Below are 19576 nucleotides of genomic sequence, written 5' to 3' on the forward strand. Positions count from 1 at the left end.
TTCATCCCATCCTTCTCATTCGGTTCCTCGCGACGGAGAGCAGTTCGACGGGTGCCCCGCCCGGCGTCCGGATCAGGGCCATGGCCAGACGCCGACCGCCGACGTCCGTCACGATCGGCGCGGCGAGCAGAGTCGCGCCCGCGGCCAGCGCGCGGTCGCAGTCCGCCTCGACAGAGGTGCTGAACACCCCCATGGACGGAAATCCGATGTCGTTCATGGCGTGGCCGGGTCCGTCCTCGCTCCGGGCAATCACGAACGCGCACTCCCCCTGCGGCCGCGGCGACGGGATCGTTCCGCACGCCACGTCCGAACCGCGCTCCTGCCAGGAGGCGTCGGCGAACTCCGCCCAGAACACGGTCTCTTGGATCACGTCGGGCACCGTGCAGAGTATCCCAGCGAGCCCGCCCCCCGTGGATGCGGCGTCGTACCACGCGAGGCCGCCGACCGCGGGCAGTCGGCGGCGCACCGGATCGGCCATCGGGCCGGCCCGCCGGAGCGCGTCCCGCACCCCCGGCTCCCCCGCCTCCTGTTCCGGGGCCGCGTCCCCGTCCGGCGGAGGGCTGCGGAACAGTGCCCCGTACGCGCTCGGCCGGCCGGACGTCCGCCGGTGCTGTACGACTTCCAGCCGGAGGCCTCCCGGGCCGGCGAGCAGGGCGAGCGGCAGCAGGGTGTCCCCGTCGTCGATGCCCTCGAAGCCGGCTTCCAGCGCCACCTCGTCGCGGAAGACGGGCGCGAAGCCCCACGGCTCCGCCAGGGCCGTCCCGTGGTCCAGGCCGGCTTCCATGGTCAGGTGCGTCACTCCGGCGATCACCGCGCGCCCGCCCCGTGGTCCTGCCACGAACCGGCCAGGCTGCGCGGCACCCCGGGCAGCGCGTCCCAGCGGGCGACCACCGAGGGGCGCTCCAACTTGTCCTGCCCGCCCCTGGGCAGGGGTTCGTCGGTCAGGACCACGCGGCACGGCGCCCGCTGGGCGCCGAGGGCCTCCCGGAGATGGGCCAGGATGTCCTCGGCCGTCACGTCGCCGCCGTCCACGAGCCGTACGAGACAGCCGATGTCCTCGGTGCTGTCGGCCAGCCGCAGGGCCAGCGCCGCCGCCTCCAGGATCTGCGGGTGCGCCGACGCCACCTCCTCCACCTCGTTGAGGTAGATGGCGTAACTCCCCTTCATCACGGCGTCCTTGCTGCGCCCGACGAGGTGGTAGTTGCCCTCCTCGTCGCGGCGGCCGATGTCGCCGGTGCGGAGCCAGCCGTCGACGAGCGACTGCGCGGTGGCGGATTCGTTCCGGTAGTAGCCGGTGAACACCTGGGCTCCGGAGAGCTCGATCTCGCCGACGCCCTCACCCTCGACGATCGCGCCGGAGGCCTCCCGCAGCCGTGCCGTCACCCGCTCGGGGACGCCGACGCTGTTGGTCGCCAGGCCGTCCGGGCCGAGGTGGCCGAAGAAGGCCGCCGACGAGGTCTCGGAGAGCCCGTACGCGTTGTACAGCGGCGTCCCGAACCGGCGCTGGAACCGCTCCTGCGTCCGGGGCGAGAGCGGAGCACTGCCCGTGAGGCACAGCGGTGCCTCGACGCTCGTGTCCCGGTCGGCCGCGAACCGGTTGACCAGCTCGATCAACTGCGGCACGAGGAAGGTCTGGTCGATTCCGTGGTCCTCGATCCGCGCCCAGTAGTCCCGCGCGGTCGCCACCGTCAGCTCCGGCAGGACGACGACGGTCGCCCCGAGGACCGCGCCCCAGGTGTGGTGCAGGTTGATCACTCCGGAGCCGGACATGCGCATCGAACGGGCGATCCGCCGGACGGGTCGGCCGCGCAGCCGCCTCGACGCGGAGGCGTTGCCGAGCGTCCCCTCGTACAGGCGCTCGTGGGTGAAGACGATGGCCTTGGGGTCCCCGGTGCTGCCCGACGTGTAGCCGATGAACATGGCGTCGGCCGGCGCGTCGGACGGGTCGGAGGCGAGGGGTGCGACGGACGGCGGGGCGCCGGTCCCGTCGGCGTCCAAGGTCACGCCGAACGCCGGCGTGCTGTGCGCCAGGACCGACGACGTCATCCGCCCGCCCCACTTGGCGTCCAGGAGGACGGGCGGGCAGTCGAGCTGCCAGAGCGCGAGCAGGGTCGGCACCAGGTCGGGATGGTCCTCCAGGACCAGGGACGACACCCGGTGCGGTGTGATGCCCTGGTCGATCAGCGCCTCCCGGATCTCCCCGGCCCGGATGCACAGGTCGGCCCAGGTCTGGACGGTGCCGGTGTGGGGCTCGCGCGCGTGGACGACGGCCGGGTCGTCCGGTCGCGCCGAAGCGAGTTCCTCATGGCACCTGAGCAGCTCCCTCACGCCCCGGCGGCCTTCCACTCCAGGTGGTGCAGGCTGAGTTCGAAGCCGTTCCGGAGGTACGTGCGGTGGGCACGCCTGCGGTGGTAGCCGGTGTCCAGGTGGACGGCGCCGCAGTCCAGCCTGCGCGCCTCGTCCTGGACGAAACGGAGGACCGCGCTGCCCAGTCCCGCCCCGTGGTGCTCGGTCAGTGCGCCGAGGTCGTCCAGGTAGATGGCACGGCCCCAGGCCATCGAGTGGACGATCCGGAAGCCGGCGGCTGCCCGGACCTCACCGTCCTGCTCCAGGAAGGCGATCCGGTACGCCTCGCCCTGCTGGACCTTCCAGCGCTCGACGAACTCGTCCTCCGAGGTGATGTGGGGGCGCAGTTCGCGGAACACCGGCCAGCACCGGCGTACGTCCTCTTCGTTCCGGGCGGTGTGGATCTCGTGGGTCATCGGCTCTCCTGACGTCGTGGCATCGGTTCACGGGTGGTGCGGGACGGCCGTCGGGGTGCCGGGGCCGTCGCCTGCGGTGCTCACGCTCCGGGCGAAGACGAAGCCGTGGGCCTTGCGCAGGGTGGAGAGCTCTTCGATCCTCAGGGTCACGATCTCGATCTCCTCGCCGCGCTGCTCCTCCAGGAAGTCGAGGAACGCCAGGGTCCCCAGGGAGTCGAGGACTTCGGCGGCGAAGAGGTCCGTGTCCGCGTGCACGTCCGCCGTCTCGGCGCCGATCTCCTTCAGGAAAGTGATCGCGCTCGCCACGAATTCGTCTTCGGTCGGCACGGGGCCCCTCTTTCGATGGTGTCGTTTTCGATGCGGTGCGGTTCGGTGCGGCCGGCCGGGGGCCTGCCGCGGTCAGTTCACAGCGGTGCGCAGCACTGCGTAGTGCTCGTACCGGGCTCGGTGCGACACCGTCGCCTGCCCGAGGGTGTCGAAGGCGTGGAAGGTGCCGGGGAACTGGTGGAGTTCCGTGGGGACACCGGCCGCGGTCAGCCGCCGGGCGTAGGCGGCGCCCTCGTCCCGGAGGGGGTCGTACTCCGCGGTCATGACGTACGCCGGGGGCAGGCCGGACAGGTCCGCGGCCCTCGCGGGCGCGGCGTACGCACTGACGGAACCGACGCGGCCACGGCCGAGGTAGTGGTCCCACATGTGGACGCAGTTGCGGGAGTCCCAGGCCGGAGTGTCGGTGAACGCCGCCATGGACGGGGTGTCCATGCGGTCGTCCGTGACCGGGTAGAGCAGCATCTGGAAGACCGGCGACGAAATGCCCTCTTCGCGGGAGCGCAGGCACAGCGCGGCGGTGAGGGCTCCACCGGCACTGGATCCGGCGACTGCGATCCGGGCGGTGTCGATACCTTCCGCCGCGCCGGAGCCGAGCATCCACCGGTAGACGGTCACGCAGTCGTCGAGGCCGGCGGGGTACGGGTGTTCGGGTGCGAGGCGGTAGTCGGCGGCGACCACGACGAAGCCGGTCTCCCGGCTCGTCTCCAGGCACCGAGGGTGCTCGAAGTCGAGGTCTCCGGAGAGGAAGGCGCCCCCGTGGAGGAAGAGGACGGCCGGGCGGGCCTCGGTGACGCCGGTGGGCCGGTAGATCCGTACGGGCACCCGGCCGCCGGCGCCGTCCTCGATGAGCGTGTCCCGGACCCGTACCCGGGCGTCGGTCCCGTTCCACAGTCCGGCCAGTCGTGCCAGCCTGGTGCGCCGGGCCGCCTCCCGTCGCACGGCGAGGGGGTCGGTGTGGTCGATGCGCCGGTACAGCCGGGCGGTCCGTCGGAGTCCGGGGTCGATGGGGTGGGCGAGGGCCGTTGTCGCCGGGTCACCGTGCACGCGTGTCTCCCTTCGGGTGCGGCGGTCGCCGCTGGTCCGTCGTGGTTCGGGCCGCTCGGTCCGCGGGCGCCGGATGGCGCAGGACGAGGATGGTGGCCCCGTCCGGCCCGGCCTGCACAGCCGCGCCGAGGGTGCGCGGCGGCTGCCAGCCGAGCGTCTCGGGGCCGTAGGAGGCGTCCGCCGATACGACCGTGCCGGCGGCGACGTAGAGGAACTGGCCGCCCTCCCCCGCCTCCGGGAGCGGCAGCGCCGCCCCGGGGCCGCAGGTGAGCCGACTGACCCGCAGGCCGTCGCGGGAGTCGTCCAGCAGCGTGACCCCACCGTCCGTGACGGGCGCGGCCCGATCGCCGGATTCCGGGCCGATGGCCGCGCGCGCGGACGCGTCCACGTGCAGGCTCCGTCCGGTGCGGCGGGGCGGCAGGAGGGCGCGGGACTCAGGCATGAACGCGGTCGCGTCGGTGGGTTCGGCCCGCAGGGTGAAGTAGCGCAGTGGCGGGTCGCCGCCGGTCAGCGGGCCGTAGACGGTGTGCGCGTCGGCGTAGTGGACGTCGAGTTCGCCGACCGGGCGGCGGCCGAACAGCGACCCCCGTGCGCCGCACAGGATCTGGAACTGGTCGACGGGGTGGAAGTGCGGCCGCAGCACGTAGTCCCGCTGCTCGACGAGGTACGCCTGGGGACCACTCGCCGACGCGGCGCCCCCGAAGTAGTCGACGACCCTGCTGACCCGTCCCTCGAACATCACCCGGCGCCGTACCGCCTGCCGAGGAGAGACCCACTGCGGGTGCGTCACGGCCTCCTCTGCTTCCGGAGCATGTCCAGGGTGAGCGTCGTGGTCTGGACGAAGAACTTGACCTCGTTGCCGATGGCGATGCAGCGGAAGCCTTCCGCCGCGTACTGGCGTGCCGCCTTGGTGCTCTGCGCGAAGATGCCCGCGGGTTTCCCCGCGGCGGCGCAGGCCGCGAGGACCGTCCGCCGCGCCTCGTCGAATTCCGGGCCGGCCGTGCTGCCCGGCTGTCCGAGGTCCATGGCAAGGTCGCCGGTCCCGATGAACAGCATGTCGACGCCGTCCGTGGCGGCGATCTTCTCCGCGTTGCCCACGGCCTCGCGGCTCTCGATCTGGACCACGCACAGGACCGCGTCGTTCGCCTCCTCGAAGTACCGTGCGGAGGCGGTGAAGTACGCACTCGCGCGGATCGCGTTGACGCCGCGCGCGCCACGGGGCGGGTAGCGGGTGTACCTCGCGGCCTCCTCCGCCTGTTCGACCCGGTTGACCTTCGGCACCATCACGCCGCCCACGCCCAGGTCGAGGGCGTGTTCGATGGCGTGGGGGTCGAGGTTCGGCACCCGGACGATCGGGGTGACGGCCGAGCCGTTCAGCGCCTGGACCTGGTGGAGCACATCGGTCCTGGTCATCGCGCCGGCCTCCATGTCGATGACCGCCCAGTCGATCCCTGTGTACGCGGCGGCCTCGGCGAGCTGTGCGTTCCCGCAGACCAGGAACAGTCCATAGGCCGGGCCGTCGGCCATCGCCGCCCGGAGGCGGCCGTCCGTCCACGGAAGCGGGGGGCCTGGTACGGGACTTGTCATCGCTGCGGTCTTCTCCTGTCTGCGGTTCCGCGATCCCGGGCCGGAATTCCCGGGCCCCGGTGGCCGCCCACTAAGAATTCGAAACCCGTTCTTCCGGTCCGGCGACCTATCGAATGAGGCTTGGATCGTGCCATACCGCAGGAACAGCGCACCAGCGTTCAACTGCTCCCTACACCCTTCTGATTCAGGGCGCTAGGATGACCATCGATTCGATGCGGAGAAAGTATCCGCCGAGTCCAACCCTCCTGGTCAGAGCGGCACGAATATTCGCGTGAGCTGCCACCACCTGGCATCCGAGAGGCACCATGAATTCACCTCATCCCATGCCGATATCACCATTCGACGGAATCGACAATGCCGTTCATCTCCGTACGGCGATCTCTATGGCACCGGACTCGAACTGTCTGAACGGCGTTTTCGAATCCTGCCGCCGGCCGCTCGTCTACAGCCGCCACCACTGGCTCCTGTACAAGGGCGAGTACCAGGTCCGCGCGGGCCTGCGCGGCGCGCTCGAAGCGGTCGGGTCACGCGCCCCGCAGGAGTGGGACGACGACGAGGCGGACCTCGTGCTCACGTTGTTCGCGCTCGACCTCTCGGCGGTCGGCCTCGATGAACTACTCGACCGGGCCGACTCGTCCGCCGTCCGGGCCACGCTCCTGGAACGCCACTCGCTGTACGCGGGGGTGCTCGATCCCGCGGAGGAGCCACCGGCCGCACTGCTCGACCTCGCCCGCCGGGTGGCCGAGATGCGGCCGCTGGTCACCGCTTCTCACGAGCCGTACTCGGTCATCGACGGACGCGCCTGGTACCGGACGGAAGGGCTCGTGCCGCGCACCGAGATCGACGCGTCCGTGCTCTCCGACGCCGTGGACGACGTACTCCGTGCCGAGTTCGGCATCCCGCCGGCCGCGTCGGCCGGTGAACGACTCCGTGAGGCCACCCGGGCGGCGATCGCCACGGACGGCGACAGCGCGGCCGTGCTCCGCGGCATCATGCGCGCCGCGCTCGACGACGCGACGCTGCGCGCCGACCACGTCACGGTGACCTGCCCGCTGGGCGACATGCTGGACCGGCCGCACGAGATGACCACGAGCGACGCCTTCTTCACGGAGACCCAGCTGCGGGACGGCATCGAGCTCGGCGACTACGCGGAGCGTCTCGGGCACGAGTCGGCCGACCAGCTCCAGCGCACGATCCGGGCCCGGATGCTCAAGCTCAAGCGCGGCGCGATCCGCAGCCTGTACGGCCCCGGCTGCATGCAGGGCCAGTTCGTGGAGAAGCACGGCGGGCACATGGTGTTCCGCAACGAGGACGCCCACTATCGGGGGCACCAGAGCATCGGCTGCTCCAGCGGGGGCCGAGCCGCCTTCGCCCTGCGCTACCGGCACGACGGCGACGACCGTGAACTCACGCCCATGATCGGCGACTTCCGCGTGGTGCGGATGAGCCACGACGAGTCGGAGACCTTCACGGCCGACGACCTGCGCCACACCGTGCGCTACGGCGAGTGGATCCGCGCCGTCGTGGAGGAGACGTACGCCCTGGGCGCCGTGCTGCGCGCGGACCCACCGAAGGCAGAGGCCTGACCGCCCCTCCCGCCGGGATGCGTGCGGACCCTCACTCACGAATGGATTGCGATGCGGATCTGGATAGACCAGTCGAAATGCCAGAACAGCGGACTCTGCGAGGAAGAGGCACCCGAACTGTTCTCCATAGGCGAGGACTTCCTCGCCTATGTGCGACAGGGCGGTGAGGTCCTCGACCAGCCGGGCGGCGAGGCGAGTCAGGCGGAGGTTCCCGAGGACCAGGAGGAGCTGGCGGAGCTCGCCGCGAAGGCGTGCCCCGCCGGCTGCATCCACCTGGTCGGCTGACCCGCCGCCCACCTTCCCGGCGTTCGCCCTCACCCTCGTCCACACCCCGCACCCCCCCGTCTTGACTTCCGCCCCCCACCCCACCCGATACTCCACAACCTCACGGAGAAGAAGTGACTGTCACCACCGACCGCCCGGTCGAGCCGCAGGAGCTGTCGCACGAAGAGGCGTACGACCGTGTGCACGCCCTGGCACGCGGCTGCACCGAGCATTCCGCGGTGCGCAACCCGTTCTACGACCTGTGGATCGGCCAGGAGCTCTCCGCCGACCAGGTGGAGATCGTCGCCAAGAACTTCTACGCCCGGGTGCGCCGTACCCCGGTCCGGATCGCCCTGGCGTTCCTCAACATGACCGACATCACGGCGCGCGCCGAGACGGTCGAGAACCTCTACGACGAGATGGGCAACGGCAACCCGTCGAAGGTCCACTCCGTCATCCTGCGCGAGTTCCTGGAGACGCTGCTCGGCCGCATCCGCGGCCACGCGGTCGACCTCGACGAGGTGGCCGCCCCGCTGCTGCCCTCGACCCTGCGGCTCATCGAGGAGAGCGAGAAGCTGTTCAACAGCCCGCATCCGCAGGAGGTCTGCGGCGCGCTGCTGGCGCAGGAGTGGCACGCGTACCCGCAGCTCGTGCAGCTCTATGAGGGAGTCCGCAACTACCGGCACCTCTTCGGCTTCGAGGAGTTCCACGAGAACTGCGAGTACTTCTACCTGCACATCGGTGCCACGGAGAAGGAGCACAAGGTCCACTCGCTTTCCACGGCTGCCAAAGCATGCCGTTCGACCGAGGACATCGAGCACCTGGAGCGGGGCTTCAACGCCTACCTCGACCTGCTGGCCGCCAACTGGACCGAGGTCCACCGGGAGCTCACCCGCGGCTGACCCATCGCCGGCCGCGACACGGCCGCACGACCCGCACCCGAGCCCCGCGAGGCGTGGAGTGCGGGTCGTACCGCGCCACTCCTCACGCCCGCGCGATCCCGCACCCGCGCCCCGCGACGCGTGGAGTGCGGGTCGTACCGCGCCATCCTGACGACTTCAGAGGAGCACGCCCAGAACATGACGACCGACCTACCCGCCCCGCCGCCCGAGGTCCATCTCTCCGCGCTCGCCTACGAGCTGGGCGGTTCCGTGGACATCGCGCTCCTCGACGACTCCGGTGTGGCGCAGCGGCTGGACGCGCTCACCGCGGAGGGCCTGCGCCACTGCCGGGTGTCGGATCGGTCCGCGCCGCAACTCGGCGCAGCCAGCGCACGCGCCACCCTGGCGGCCGCCGACGGTCTCATACCGGGCGCCCTCGTCCTCGCCACGGAGTCCCGGACCCCCTCCCCCACGCAGATCCTCTGGGAGACACTCCGGTCCGTCCCACTGCCGCGCACCCCCGGTCTCGTCGTCGGCGAAAACGGCTGCGGCAACGTCGCGCCCGCTCTGAGGGCCGCTCGGGGTGTCCTGCTGGCAGAGCGCGTCGCCGGCGTCCTGCTGACCTTCGCGGACCGCCTCACCACCCCGAGCCGCTTCATGCCCGACGGCGACACCGTGATGAGCGACAGCGCGGCCTCGTGCCTGGTCACCGCCGGGCCGCCCGGACACCCCTCGTTCCGTGTCCTCGCCGTCGCGACCTCCGTCCAGGCCGACCTGGTCCCCGAGGAACGGGTCCTCAAAGGCGCGCGCACCATCATGAAGGCGGTACGCGAAGCGCTGGGCCGGATCAACGGAAGCATCCCCGAGCCGGAACGGGGATTCGACTGGTTCATCACCGGCAACTACAGCGCGACCACCCGCCGCTTCCTCGCCACCGCCGCCCAGATGCCGGAGGAGAAGGCGTACTCCCCCCACCACGCCTCCTACGGCCACTGCTACTCGGCGGACCAGCTCATCACGCTCGCGGCGCTGGAAGCGGAGGGCCGGCTCACCCACGGCCATCGCGTCCTGCTGCTCGCGAGCAGCGCCCGCTCGTGGTCCCTCGTGGCCCTCGAACGCGTGGACCCGGCCTCGGCGTGACGCTCCCGCGTGCCCCGTGATCCCCAGCGTGTCGTGAAGGGTGCGTCGCCGCGGAGCGCGCGCCCTGTGATGTGCTGCAGCTGCCGGCCATCTGGCCGACGACGACAGCTGAGACCGGGCCGTCGGCGCTTCGGCTGACGAGAAGACGGGCACCGCCGCCACCCAGCCCCGGTCATGACTCCCGCCCGGATCGAAGGCATGCGATGCCGTCAAGGCCCGGCAGAAAACGCCGGCTTCGCCACCCTCTCGAGAGCCGTCCCGGTGGATGCCGACCCCCGCAAGGTGGTCTTGGGTCACCCCCGGGGTACGCCGTCGTCACCGGCGGCGCCTCCACATGGTGCAGGCGCCGCCAGAAGTGCGAGCGGGGCTCAGCCGCGGATGATGTTCTCTGCCTGCGGGCCCTTCTGGCCCTGGGTGATGTCGAACGTCACCGTCTCGCCCTCGGTCAGTTCGCGGTATCCGTTGCCGGAAATGTTGGAGTAGTGAGCGAAGACGTCCGGTCCTCCTCCGTCCTGGGCGATGAAGCCGAAGCCCTTCTCGGAGTTGAACCACTTCACGGTGCCGCTGGCCATGCTCGTCCTTCTGGTCAATTCAGCGGTGACCCGGTTCCGAGCCACCCCTGGCTTCCGTTTTCGGATGCCCGCAGCAGTCCTCCCCGCGTGCTCTCGCACTTACACGCGTTCATCGGATCTTATTCGCGCTCCGTGCCGGCGAGCGGCAAGGCGAAGGGGGCTCGAGCAGACGGCTCCAGGCGGGGCGCGCCTCCACGTAGCCTCGGCGCCACCGCTGAAGGCCGCGCTGTCTCTTGCCAGGACGCCCGACTGGCCGGCGCGGTCCAGGGTCGACCGACCGCTTCGCCACGGGCGGTCGGGTACAGGCCTCAAGCGCTTGGCCTGAGGCCCCCTTGTCGGACGTTGGCACCGGCTTCATGCTGGTCGACGAATCGTCGTTGGGGCTTCCAGGGGGCATGTGACAGCCGGTGGAGACGGGGTGCAACGTACCAGCTCACCGCCCTCCCTGGTCTCAACGCGGTGGTGCTGCGGAACGCCCGCTACCTGGACGCCGCCGTCGCCCGGCCACGGCCTGCACCCGCTGTGCGACTCGCACGCAAGCGGGCCCCACGACAACGACGACCTCCTGGAGTGACTGCGGTTTCCGGGGCGTCATGGGGAGCGACTGGCAGCGACCGCGGCTCCGCGTTGCCGCACGCGGACCGACCCCGTGCCATGGCTGCCGGCGTCAGTGGGAACCAGTTTGAAGCGGGCGCGGGAGCGGAGGTGAGGGGGGTGTCTCGGCATCGCGGAGGCCTTGGGTGGTGACCCGGGAGGCGAGTGGGATCGCGGCGAGGGTGAGCCCGAGGCCTGCGGCCACGAAGGTGGAACGGATCCCCAGGCCGCGTCCGAACAGGCCACCGCCGAGGGCTCCGAGAGGGACGACGCCCAGGACGATCAGGCGGTAGGCGGCGGTGACGCGGCCGAGGAGTTCGTCGGGGACTGCTGCTTGGCGCAGGGTGCTGACGACGATCTGGTTCAGTGAGGTGGCAAGAGCGGCACCGAACATGGCGGCCAGGGCCAGTGGCGTGCTGTGGCCCAGCCCGAGGACTGCGTAGCCGGCGGCCGGGGTGAGCGCGGCGAGCCAGGTGGTGGGGCCGCCGCCGATGCGAGGCACGACGTGTTCGGCGAGCAGTGAGCCGGCGATCGCGCCGGCTGCGGGAACGGCGATGAACAGGCCGTAGCTCGACATGGCCAGTTGGTACGGGCCGGTGATCAGCAGGACGAGGAGCCCACCGGTGGCCGCGCTGAAGAAGTTGATTGCTGCCGAGATGAACGCGACTCGGCGCAGCAGGTCGTGGCGCCAGAAGTGGGTCCATCCGGAGCGGATGTCCTGGGTCATGGTGGTCGGGTTCGAGCGGCGGTGCTCGTGTTCCGTGCTCGTGGGACGCAGCGCGGGCAGCAGCAGGGCCGCCAGGCCGGCGAGGGCGAACGCGGCCGCGCCGGTGTAGAAGGCCGCCGATGCCGCCAGCGCGAACAACGCCGCGCCGGCAGGCGGACCGATGAACGTGTTGATGACGGACTGCGTGGCGAACAGCCTGCCGTTGGCGCGCTCTAGCTTCTCGCGGGTCAGAAGACGGGGCGGGATGGCGAGGGCGGCGTTGTCGACCAGCGTTTCAGCACAACCGGCGATGAACACCGCGGCGTAGAGAAGTGCGACGTGGTGCCAACCGTTGGCCAAAGCGAGGGCGAGCAGCGCGAACCCCGCCGCGCGGAGCCAGTTGCCGACGATGAGTATCCGGCGCCTGTCCATGCGGTCGGCCATCGCCCCTGCGGGAAGGGTTGCGAGCAGCCAGGGCAGGAACTGCACCACCGTCATGCCCGCCACCACGAGCGGGTCCCGGGTCAACGTGGCGACGAGCAAGGGTGCGGCGGCCTGCAACACCCCGTCCGCGAGGTTCGAGGAGGCTTGGGATGCCCACAGTGCGGTGAACGGTCTGAGGACGGCGACGGGCACGATCGTTCTCCCCGCAGGAATCTCATGGGTGATTGACTGATAAGGCATGATGCCAAGAAGGTCACCTCACATGCAATAATGCTATTGCCCGTGAGGTCTGACGCGCAGGCGCGAGCGCCTTCGCCGGCGAGAGGAGCTGATGGTGAGGTTCGGCCACATCGCGGGCGACCGCATGCTCGACCTGGTGAACACCGTTGCCTGGCGGCTCGGCGGGCCCGAACGCATCGAGTCCCTGAAGGCCTTCTCCGACGTCGTCGAGTGGTGCAATGAATCCGACCTGATCAGCACAGATGAGGCCGAGGCCTTGCTCGACCTCGCAGGCCGGGACGGCGCCGGGGCCGAGCGGGAACGGGAACGGGTCATCGAAGCGCGAGAGTGGATCTACGGAGCTCTCTTCGACGACGACTCCGAAGCCGCCGCAGACCTCGCGAGCATGTACCGGGCGGCGATCGCCGCAGCCGACCTGGTCCACGCAGGCGGCCGCTGGCAATGGCAAGACCGGGACGCCGACCTCTGCCTGCCCCGCCATCGCATCGTCCGCGGGCTTGTGACACTCACCCAGCGCGACGACCTCGACCGCCTCCACCAATGCGAAGACGCCAAGTGCGGCTGGGTCTACCTCGACACATCACCACGGCGGAACCGCCGCTGGTGCAACACGAAGGACTGCGGCGACCGCAACCGCGCCCGCGCCTACTACGCTCGACAGAAGGCGAAGAGTCATCAGCCTTGATTCATCGACCGCCCGTGACCATGGCTTGTGACGTCGAGACTCGATCAGCGTCCCAGTCGGTACGGATGGACGCACCTCCCGACCTCACGGTGTGACGCGGGGCAGCGCCAAGCTTCGAGGCGCCCCACACGCCGGATGAGCATGGACCTCGGACGGTCCCTTCGCGGCTTGGCGGCTTGGCGGCGAACGACGTGTTACCCGGTGGTCTTTCCGGTTACGCAGGGCCATGCAAAGGACGCCTTGCAGGGCGCGCTGGCGTAGTGCCCTACCAGGGCCGACGCCGCACGGATGGTGATGATGTCGTGGGTGGAGGGCCCCAGAGCGTCGGTCACGTACTTGGACCCCTGCTTGATGGCCAGGTCCACTGCTGCGATGTCCACCCGGGGGCGGAAGCCGTCACGCTCCCGCGCTTGCGCGTGCAGGTCGTCGCCACCTAGATATCCAATGATCTTCCAGTGGAACTTGCCGCCCAGGAAGCCGTACTCCTGCTGGTTGACGTACCAGACGTTCGGCCACCTCTTATCCAAGGCTTCGACTTGGGACAGCCTCACCGTGCTCTGCAGATCGAGGATGGGTCCCCCGAGGGGCCAGACGGCGATGGAGTGGCACTGGTCGCGGGCCGGCTCCCTGCGCACCTGCATGAACGTGCCAGATGGTCCCGCCCACCCGTTGCCTTGCTCGTCCAAATGCCGCGCCATCTCATTGGCGAGCGAATCCCTGATCCAGTCGTCGTTTCCCACTTGTGGCCGCCCTCGGTCGAATCGTCACTCCACTCTGCCAGTACGTCGCGGCCGCGGATCTCAACTACTGGAAGCTACTGCAGGGTTACTTGACCGAGAGCGCGACAATCCTGACGGTCATGCCGGAGACCGCAGGACGTCCGCTCCACGGCACACGGACCTCGCTGCGCGCCCGCACCGCCCCCGCACGCTCCCGCACGCGAGCGCCATCGGCTACGAGGCTGGACTCATCGTGCGTCACGACGAACCCCGCAACCAGGCCGCGATCGAGCCGTGGCAGCCACGTCGTCGCCAGGCTCGCCGGGCATCCGCACGCCGAAGTCCGCCGCGCGGTCGCGGCCGACGAGGCGACGTCACCAGTCGTGCCGGCGGCGCTGGCCACCGGCGAGGGTCTGCCTCGCGCCCAGGGATGTCTGGTCTGCGAGCGCGAGGAAACGCCATTCGTACGCGCGCCGCAGTGCCCACGCCTCGGCTGCGATCTGCTACCCAGCGCCTCGTGTGACGGCTCCCACGAGTTCACCGTGCACGGCATGCGGCAGATGGCGTTGGGAAACCCGGCCACCCCCGCCAAAGCGGTCGTCCGCTTCCCCAACCATCCTTCAGTGCTACTGCGCTGGGCACTCGCCGCACGTCCCGACCTGTCCTCGGAGGTGCACGCGATGGCGGCGGCGTCCCGGCGCCCGAATCTGGTCTGGCCGGGCGGGGCCGGTCAGCCGTGCCGGGCCGGTCAGCCGACCGGGGGCGGATCGTTGCGGTGCTTCTTCGTGCACGCGTGGTGGTCTTCGTGCCGAAGCCCTTGAACGCGACGACGCAGGAGAGTTTCATGCCGGCCGGACCCTCGTCGTACCCACGGGACCAATCCGGCGCGTTGCCCGGGATGCCCGCGTCCGCGGCCGAGGTGTCAAGGTCCGCGCGCACGACCGCCTTCGTGAGCAGCCCGGTGCCCGTCGGCCGGGGCGACGGCGGCGTACCCCCCGCGCCGGTGTCGCCCTCACCGCAGCCCGCGGCTCCGAGCGCGATGACGGCAACCGCCACGGCGGAGGCAACCGGGGATGGTCAAACGCGCCGGCCGCCTCGCGAGCGTCCGAGCCCGTGGCCGTGGCCGTGGCCGTGGCCGTGGCCGTGGCCGTCGGGGTTCTACATCCTTGCCGTCGGTAAGCCCGCGATGTAGATCCCTTTTCTTGCGCGCACCGAAGGCGTACTGATGGGGCGTGAGGGACAGTGTGCAGTCGACCTTCACATCCAGGCTGATCGAACCCTTCACGGCGGCTTGGACCTGCAGCTCCAGGATCCGCTTCCAGGCTCCGTCGCGCTGCCACCTGCGGAACAGGTCGTAGATCCGGTCCCACCGGCCGTGCGGCTCGGGGACATCCCGTCACAGCGTGGTGGTCTGTGTCCGCCACCGATTGCCGTCGATCAGCTGCAGACGCCTTCACGTCTGTGGCCTCCCGGGCATCTTCCCGAGGGGCATGCAGCCGCACGGCATGGTGGCCCAGAACGCCCGTCAGTGCTTCAGATCGAGGACGATCAGTCGCATGATGTCCGTGCCGGCGTATGTGACGAACACTCCTGCGCCGGTGGCCATGGCGTCGGGCACGACGGTCGCCTCCGGCAGGGAGGTGGCGGCGCCCGTGGTGGCGGAGACGGAGACCGGGGTCAGGGGCGGTTCCTCACCCGCGGTGCCGTAGGCGGTGCCGTCGTCTCCGACGGTCCTGAGGGTGATCTTCTTGGCATCCTCGCCGCTGTCGGTGCAGGTGCCCTTGCCGGTCTTCAGGTCGAAGGCATTGCCGCCCTTGACCAGGAAGCGGCCGTTGGGAGACAGGGCGGGCTTCACTCCGGCGCTGTTCCTCGGGCCCGGGATGCGGATCGCGTACTCGGTGTCCTCGGTCCGGCACGGGGCAGTGGACCGGACGGCGCCCGTCGACAGGTCGTGGACGGCGGAGAGGCCGTCGCCCGCGGTGAGCCAGTTGGCGATCACGTAGTTGCCGGCGGCGCCGGCGATACGGCCGTTGGGCGTCTCCGTCATGCCCGAGCCCACGCTCTCCTCCTTGCGGACCGCCTCCACACCGGGCGGAGCGACGTGCGTGCTCTGCCAGCCGCCTTCGGCGCCGAAGCCCCCGTCGCCCCCGAAGCGATCGTCGCCGTTCGTCACCAGCCCCTTCGGGCTCGGAAACGACATCAGGTAGTCGGGGTCCGCCGACTCGCCGTTGAGGGTGACCTTCGCGTCGCTGGTGTCGCTGACCTTGCCGTCGACGGACACCACGATGTTGTCGCCGCCGTACGAGGTGACGACCAGGCCCCCTGGTCCGGGCAGAACGCTGGGACGGTCGAAGTCGCCGTCCGGGGCCTCCGCGTTCCCCGTGCCGACCGGGGCCAGGTCCTTGCCTGAGGCGTCGGCCGGGTAGAACGCGACGGCAACGACCTCCTTGTACTCATGCAGCTCGTCCTTGCGCGCCTCACCTCGCGCCCACACCGCGAAATACTCGCGGTCCTGACCGGAGATCAGGGCGATCTGCGGGACCGCCAGCGCGCCGGACTGCTCGTCCGCCTGGTTCTCGGCGAGCTTGGGGCCCTGCCACGGCTTGCTCGTCGACAGCACCTTCCCGGACGCCGCCTCGCGTACGTTCAGGACGTACCCCTGCCCTGTCTTGTCGAGAAAGGCGACCGTGCCGGCCTTCCGCGAGACCGCGTAGGGCAGCGGCTGCCCCTGGGGGAGCCACTGGGCCTCGACCTCCCAGCCCTTGGCCGCGTCAAAGGCGGCGGGGGCGGCGATCCTGCTCGTCAGCGCAGCGCCACCCGTCCCCCCGGCGCCGCCCCCGCCCGACGCGTCGCCACCAGTCGCCTCGCTGTCCGAAGAGCAAGCGGAGAGGGTGCACAGCAGCGCCCCCGCCAGCAGTATGGACGTCCCCGTCGTGCGGATTCTCATGGTCGGACCCCCGAGTCCCTATGCGCCTTGGAGGGGGCGACCAATCGTCGTCCCCCGACAGACGATCTGTAACGATCAAGCAAACGGGGAGCCTAGCAGCGCGCTGTGGGCGAAGGGCGATGCCGTCGTGAAGGACCGGAGCGTGCTCCGGCCTGAGTGCCTCGCTCCGGAGCAGATCAGTGACGGCAGCCCACCACTCCCACGGGCACCACGCCACCGCCGAGCCGCTGACGAAACGGCCCGCAGCTACAGAGCCCTCGCCGAGCCGAGGTCCGCCACGCTGGACGGCGGGCTGCTATGGCGACCCAAGACCGTCCGCAGTGGCCGGGCCGAGGACCCGCTCACTCCCGAGGAGATCAACCTCCGCGACCACCTCCAGGCCCAGCCCCACCTGCGCGCCGAGCTGCGGTAGACACGTCAACGGCGGGCCCCAAGTCGGGTTTCTCGCTTGAGGAACCGGGTCTGAAAGGCGCAGTCGTGCGCCTGGAGCCACTTGGCCACCGCCGCGTGGCGGACTTGGCCGTGGCATCGGAAGGGGACCAGCGCTCGTATCGGTTCACCTAACGAGCTCGTGCACGGTTAGCAGTGAGCCGTCGAGGGCTTCGGCAGCACCGGTGCTCACCTCTGTCGTCGAGGGTCCAGGTCCGCGGTCTGCTGGTGGGAGAGCAGGCCGGCGACGGCCTGGACGGTGTCACTCACGTGCTCGCGGCGGCCGAGGTGGCGGGCCAGTGCCCGCCAGTTCTTCAGGTGGGCGATGCCGTGCTCGACCCGGATCCGCCTGGAGGAGTGAGCCTTGCGCTGGCGCTCGTGCATCTCCTCGTACCACTCCGGGGCGTTCTTCTTGAACTTGCGGTGCGGTGGCGTCACGACGCGGCCGCCGGTCTGTGCTCCGAGTCCTTGGTAGCCGGCATCGGCAAGGATCTCGACTGCTGGACCGTCGGCCAGGATTTTGACCAGCCCTAACTCGCGGGCGTGGGTGATGTCCGCACAGCTTCCGGGTTGAGTCGGACTGCAGAACAGCACTCGCCCGTCCTCGTCGGTGAAGACCATCGCCTTCACGGCGTTCTGCTTGTTCTTGCCGGAGATGAAGCGATCCCGATCCTCGCGGCCGATGGCCGGGCGGCGGACACGGATCTCGGTGTCGTCGACAATGCCGGTCTGCCCGCTGGCGCCGAGGTGGTCGATGACGTCGGCCAGCGTTCGCAGCCGGATGCCGGGGCTGATCGTGCACCCCCGCTCGGCGAGCAGGGGCCGCACTTCGCCGATGGCCCGGGTGATGGTGGAACGGTCGACGCCGAACCAGCAGGCCAGCACGTCATGAGTAACCCCATGGCGAAGGTGCACGAGCGTGGCCAGGAGCCGGTCGACGAACACGAGCCGGTGCTTCGCGCCGGCGCCCACCGCCCGCTTCCGCGGCCGGAAGGCAAGCCCGGCCTGGTGACGCTCATGCCACAACGGACCTATCTCGGCCACGAGTTCAGCAATCACATCGGCCGACAGCCTGATGATCCGGCGGTTGCTGATGATCATCGCGCGAGTCACGGTCCCCACCACTTGACCAGGATCGACCATCAGGGGCTCGACGTCTCACTGCTCACCGTGCACGAGCTCGTAAGGGCTGTCCCATAACTGATCTTTGGCACGAGAGTGGTCGGCTGAGATCGGATCCTGGGTCCCACCCTTTGGAAGAGGCGCCGACCTCGGTTCACCCTGTGACCGCACGACACAGCAGCGGATGGCAGGGGCCGTCCTCCCGGCAACGTGTGGATCCACCCGCCCGGGGAGATGAGCAGGGCCCCTGTTATCGTGCGCCGATGTCAACGATCAAGCAGTTCCAAGTGACCTTCGACTGCGCGGAACCTGCGCGCCTCGCCGCCTTCTGGTGCGAGGTGCTGGGGTACGTCGTACCGACAGCCCCGGAGGGCTTTGCCACGTGGGAGGAGTACCACCACTCGCTGCCGCCTGAGGACGAGGTCTACTTCGCGTGCGCTGATCCCTCGGGTGTGGGCCCGCGCGTGCTCTTCCAGCGAGTTCCCGAAGGCAAGGTCGTCAAGAATCGGGTGCATCTCTGCGTGCGGGCCGGCACAGGGCTCGTGGGTGACGAGCGCCTGGCCACACTCGAGGCCGAATGCGCACGGCTGATGGCGCTCGGCGCGAAACACGTGCTGACGCAGCGCGCCGATGGCGTCAACGAGTCGTGCATCACGATGCAGGACATCGAGGGCAACGAGTTCTGCCTCGCCTGATTCTCCTCCCAGACTGCGAGGGGGGAGCCGTCTCCCGGGGACTCTCAGGTCTCGTATGCGGCAGAAGCTATCCCGTGAGAGCGAGGTTGTGCAGTCGGGCGATGCCGAGCATGGCGTGTCGGACCCCGTCGCCCTTGAGACGGCAGTCGCGGAAGATCTTTCAGGTCTTCATGCGAGCGAAGACGTGCTCGACGCGGGCCCGGACCTGTTTGTGCGAGCGATTGTGCTCGCGCTTCCAGCCCGGCAACTCTTCGCCCGGGGTACGGCGGTGGGGCACGAGGAGGCCCGTGCCCGGATAGCCGCCGTCGGCCACCGTGAGGGTCCTGCCCACGGCGGCCTTCGCGCCAGACTCCTCCCATGCCCGGCAGTCGTTGCGATTGCCGGGCGAAGGCTCACCGACCACAACGACCAGGCGGATATCCGCGTCAATGACGACCTGGTGGTTGGTGGAGTACCGGTAGTTCTCATAGGTCGTCGGTGAACCCAGGCGCGTGAGTGCAAGGGCCACCAGGCGAGGTCGAGGCCTGCCGCCCTTCGGGGACTGGATCCCTCTGGTCAGACCGGCCCTGCCTCGCCCGCTCCCTGCCGGGCCGAGACCTTCGGTAGTTCCGTGGCCTTGACCTCTCGTCAAAGACCGGTCCCGCCCGGCAGAGGCTCAAATATCACCAGCTTTCATGTCCTCAGCCCGCCGGCAGGGGCCGACCTCTCAACAGTTCGTGAGCCGATGAGCTCTCCAACAGACCGAGGTCCCTACCGGTCGCTGGAAAGACACGAACGGCTCATGAGATGGCGTGCCCAGAGCACTTCTATTAGAGCGCCGCGTGCTCCGCAT

General features: G+C 70.0%; 19 protein-coding genes and 2 pseudogenes. 8 read left to right on the forward strand and 13 right to left on the reverse strand.

The genetic code is table 11. The annotated features are described in order from the left end of the window. Position 1: 1 nt before the first annotated feature. The 7 genes from OG514_RS33220 to OG514_RS33250 all read right to left on the reverse strand — a co-directional run bounded on the left by OG514_RS33220 (position 2) and on the right by OG514_RS33250 (position 5720). Positions 2 to 838, reverse strand: a complete 837-nt coding sequence (locus OG514_RS33220; RefSeq protein ID WP_266901175.1) for a hypothetical protein — start codon at positions 836 to 838, stop codon at positions 2 to 4. Further along, positions 808 to 2328, reverse strand: coding sequence for a class I adenylate-forming enzyme family protein (locus tag OG514_RS33225; protein WP_266901176.1), 1521 nt, complete (start codon positions 2326 to 2328; stop codon positions 808 to 810). Before OG514_RS33225 ends, OG514_RS33220 begins: the two co-directional genes overlap by 31 nt. After that, a complete protein-coding gene (locus tag OG514_RS33230) occupies positions 2325 to 2762 on the reverse strand; it encodes a GNAT family N-acetyltransferase (RefSeq protein WP_266901177.1) in 438 nt (145 codons plus the stop codon). The genes OG514_RS33225 and OG514_RS33230 overlap by 4 nt, the downstream gene beginning before the upstream one ends. Before the next feature lie 27 nt (positions 2763 to 2789). Further along, a complete protein-coding gene (locus OG514_RS33235; RefSeq protein WP_266901178.1) occupies positions 2790 to 3089 on the reverse strand; it encodes a phosphopantetheine-binding protein in 300 nt (99 codons plus the stop codon). A 72-nt stretch (positions 3090 to 3161) separates the two neighbouring features. Continuing rightward, on the reverse strand, positions 3162 to 4133 hold the full coding sequence (locus OG514_RS33240; protein ID WP_266901179.1) for an alpha/beta hydrolase: 972 nt from the start codon (positions 4131 to 4133) through the stop codon (positions 3162 to 3164). Beyond that, entirely contained in the window at positions 4123 to 4923 is an 801-nt protein-coding gene (locus tag OG514_RS33245; RefSeq protein WP_266901180.1) for a hypothetical protein, read from the reverse strand. The genes OG514_RS33240 and OG514_RS33245 overlap by 11 nt, the downstream gene beginning before the upstream one ends. Beyond that, on the reverse strand, positions 4920 to 5720 hold the full coding sequence (locus OG514_RS33250; protein WP_266901181.1) for an HpcH/HpaI aldolase/citrate lyase family protein: 801 nt from the start codon (positions 5718 to 5720) through the stop codon (positions 4920 to 4922). The genes OG514_RS33245 and OG514_RS33250 overlap by 4 nt, the downstream gene beginning before the upstream one ends. A gap of 383 nt (positions 5721 to 6103) precedes the next feature. Here OG514_RS33250 and OG514_RS33255 point away from each other — a divergent pair, with 383 nt between their 5' ends. The 4 genes from OG514_RS33255 to OG514_RS33270 all read left to right on the forward strand — a co-directional run bounded on the left by OG514_RS33255 (position 6104) and on the right by OG514_RS33270 (position 9591). Next, positions 6104 to 7306 (forward strand): hypothetical protein, encoded by a 1203-nt coding sequence (locus tag OG514_RS33255; RefSeq protein WP_266901182.1) that lies wholly within the window; start codon positions 6104 to 6106, stop codon positions 7304 to 7306. A 51-nt stretch (positions 7307 to 7357) separates the two neighbouring features. Continuing rightward, a complete protein-coding gene (locus OG514_RS33260) occupies positions 7358 to 7591 on the forward strand; it encodes a ferredoxin (protein ID WP_266901183.1) in 234 nt (77 codons plus the stop codon). A 113-nt stretch (positions 7592 to 7704) separates the two neighbouring features. Beyond that, positions 7705 to 8472: an iron-containing redox enzyme family protein gene (locus tag OG514_RS33265; protein ID WP_266901184.1), complete on the forward strand. Its 768-nt coding sequence runs from the start codon at positions 7705 to 7707 to the stop codon at positions 8470 to 8472. A 177-nt stretch (positions 8473 to 8649) separates the two neighbouring features. After that, positions 8650 to 9591 carry a 3-oxoacyl-[acyl-carrier-protein] synthase III C-terminal domain-containing protein gene (locus OG514_RS33270; RefSeq protein ID WP_266901185.1) on the forward strand — a complete coding sequence of 314 codons (942 nt, stop codon included), beginning with the start codon at positions 8650 to 8652 and terminating at the stop codon, positions 9589 to 9591. Between the two features lie 368 nt (positions 9592 to 9959). On the opposite strand, the gene OG514_RS33275 is transcribed toward OG514_RS33270, so the two are convergent. Next, positions 9960 to 10163 (reverse strand): cold-shock protein, encoded by a 204-nt coding sequence (locus tag OG514_RS33275; RefSeq protein ID WP_147981444.1) that lies wholly within the window; start codon positions 10161 to 10163, stop codon positions 9960 to 9962. Between the two features lie 667 nt (positions 10164 to 10830). Then, the gene (locus OG514_RS33280) at positions 10831 to 12099 is read right to left on the reverse strand and encodes an MFS transporter (RefSeq protein WP_266901186.1); all 1269 of its coding nucleotides are present in this window, start codon (positions 12097 to 12099) and stop codon (positions 10831 to 10833) included. A 172-nt stretch (positions 12100 to 12271) separates the two neighbouring features. On the opposite strand from OG514_RS33280, the gene OG514_RS33285 reads away from it, so the two are divergent. Further along, positions 12272 to 12832: a CGNR zinc finger domain-containing protein gene (locus OG514_RS33285; protein ID WP_266901187.1), complete on the forward strand. Its 561-nt coding sequence runs from the start codon at positions 12272 to 12274 to the stop codon at positions 12830 to 12832. 194 nt (positions 12833 to 13026) lie between these two features. On the opposite strand, the gene OG514_RS33290 is transcribed toward OG514_RS33285, so the two are convergent. Continuing rightward, a complete protein-coding gene (locus OG514_RS33290; RefSeq protein ID WP_266901188.1) occupies positions 13027 to 13572 on the reverse strand; it encodes a hypothetical protein in 546 nt (181 codons plus the stop codon). A gap of 290 nt (positions 13573 to 13862) precedes the next feature. Here OG514_RS33290 and OG514_RS33295 point away from each other — a divergent pair. Continuing rightward, positions 13863 to 14231 (forward strand): annotated as a pseudogene (locus OG514_RS33295) (hypothetical protein); the annotation flags it as partial. Between the two features lie 845 nt (positions 14232 to 15076). On the opposite strand, the gene OG514_RS33300 reads toward OG514_RS33295, so the two are convergent. After that, the gene (locus OG514_RS33300) at positions 15077 to 16498 is read right to left on the reverse strand and encodes a hypothetical protein (protein ID WP_266901189.1); all 1422 of its coding nucleotides are present in this window, start codon (positions 16496 to 16498) and stop codon (positions 15077 to 15079) included. 142 nt (positions 16499 to 16640) lie between these two features. On the opposite strand from OG514_RS33300, the gene OG514_RS33305 reads away from it, so the two are divergent. Beyond that, positions 16641 to 16910, forward strand: a complete 270-nt coding sequence (locus OG514_RS33305; RefSeq protein WP_266901190.1) for a hypothetical protein — start codon at positions 16641 to 16643, stop codon at positions 16908 to 16910. 206 nt (positions 16911 to 17116) lie between these two features. Here OG514_RS33305 and OG514_RS33310 read toward each other — a convergent pair whose 3' ends face one another. Next, the gene (locus tag OG514_RS33310; protein WP_266901191.1) at positions 17117 to 18028 is read right to left on the reverse strand and encodes a transposase; all 912 of its coding nucleotides are present in this window, start codon (positions 18026 to 18028) and stop codon (positions 17117 to 17119) included. A gap of 284 nt (positions 18029 to 18312) precedes the next feature. Here OG514_RS33310 and OG514_RS33315 point away from each other — a divergent pair, with 284 nt between their 5' ends. Then, entirely contained in the window at positions 18313 to 18744 is a 432-nt protein-coding gene (locus OG514_RS33315) for a VOC family protein (protein ID WP_266901192.1), read from the forward strand. Positions 18745 to 18811: 67 nt separating this feature from the next. On the opposite strand, the pseudogene OG514_RS33320 reads toward OG514_RS33315, so the two are convergent. Further along, positions 18812 to 19207: pseudogene (locus OG514_RS33320) on the reverse strand (transposase family protein); the annotation flags it as partial. Between the last annotated feature and the right edge of the window lie 369 nt (positions 19208 to 19576).

It is taken from the genome of Streptomyces sp. NBC_00572, assembly GCF_026341815.1.
Lineage (GTDB): Bacteria > Actinomycetota > Actinomycetes > Streptomycetales > Streptomycetaceae > Streptomyces.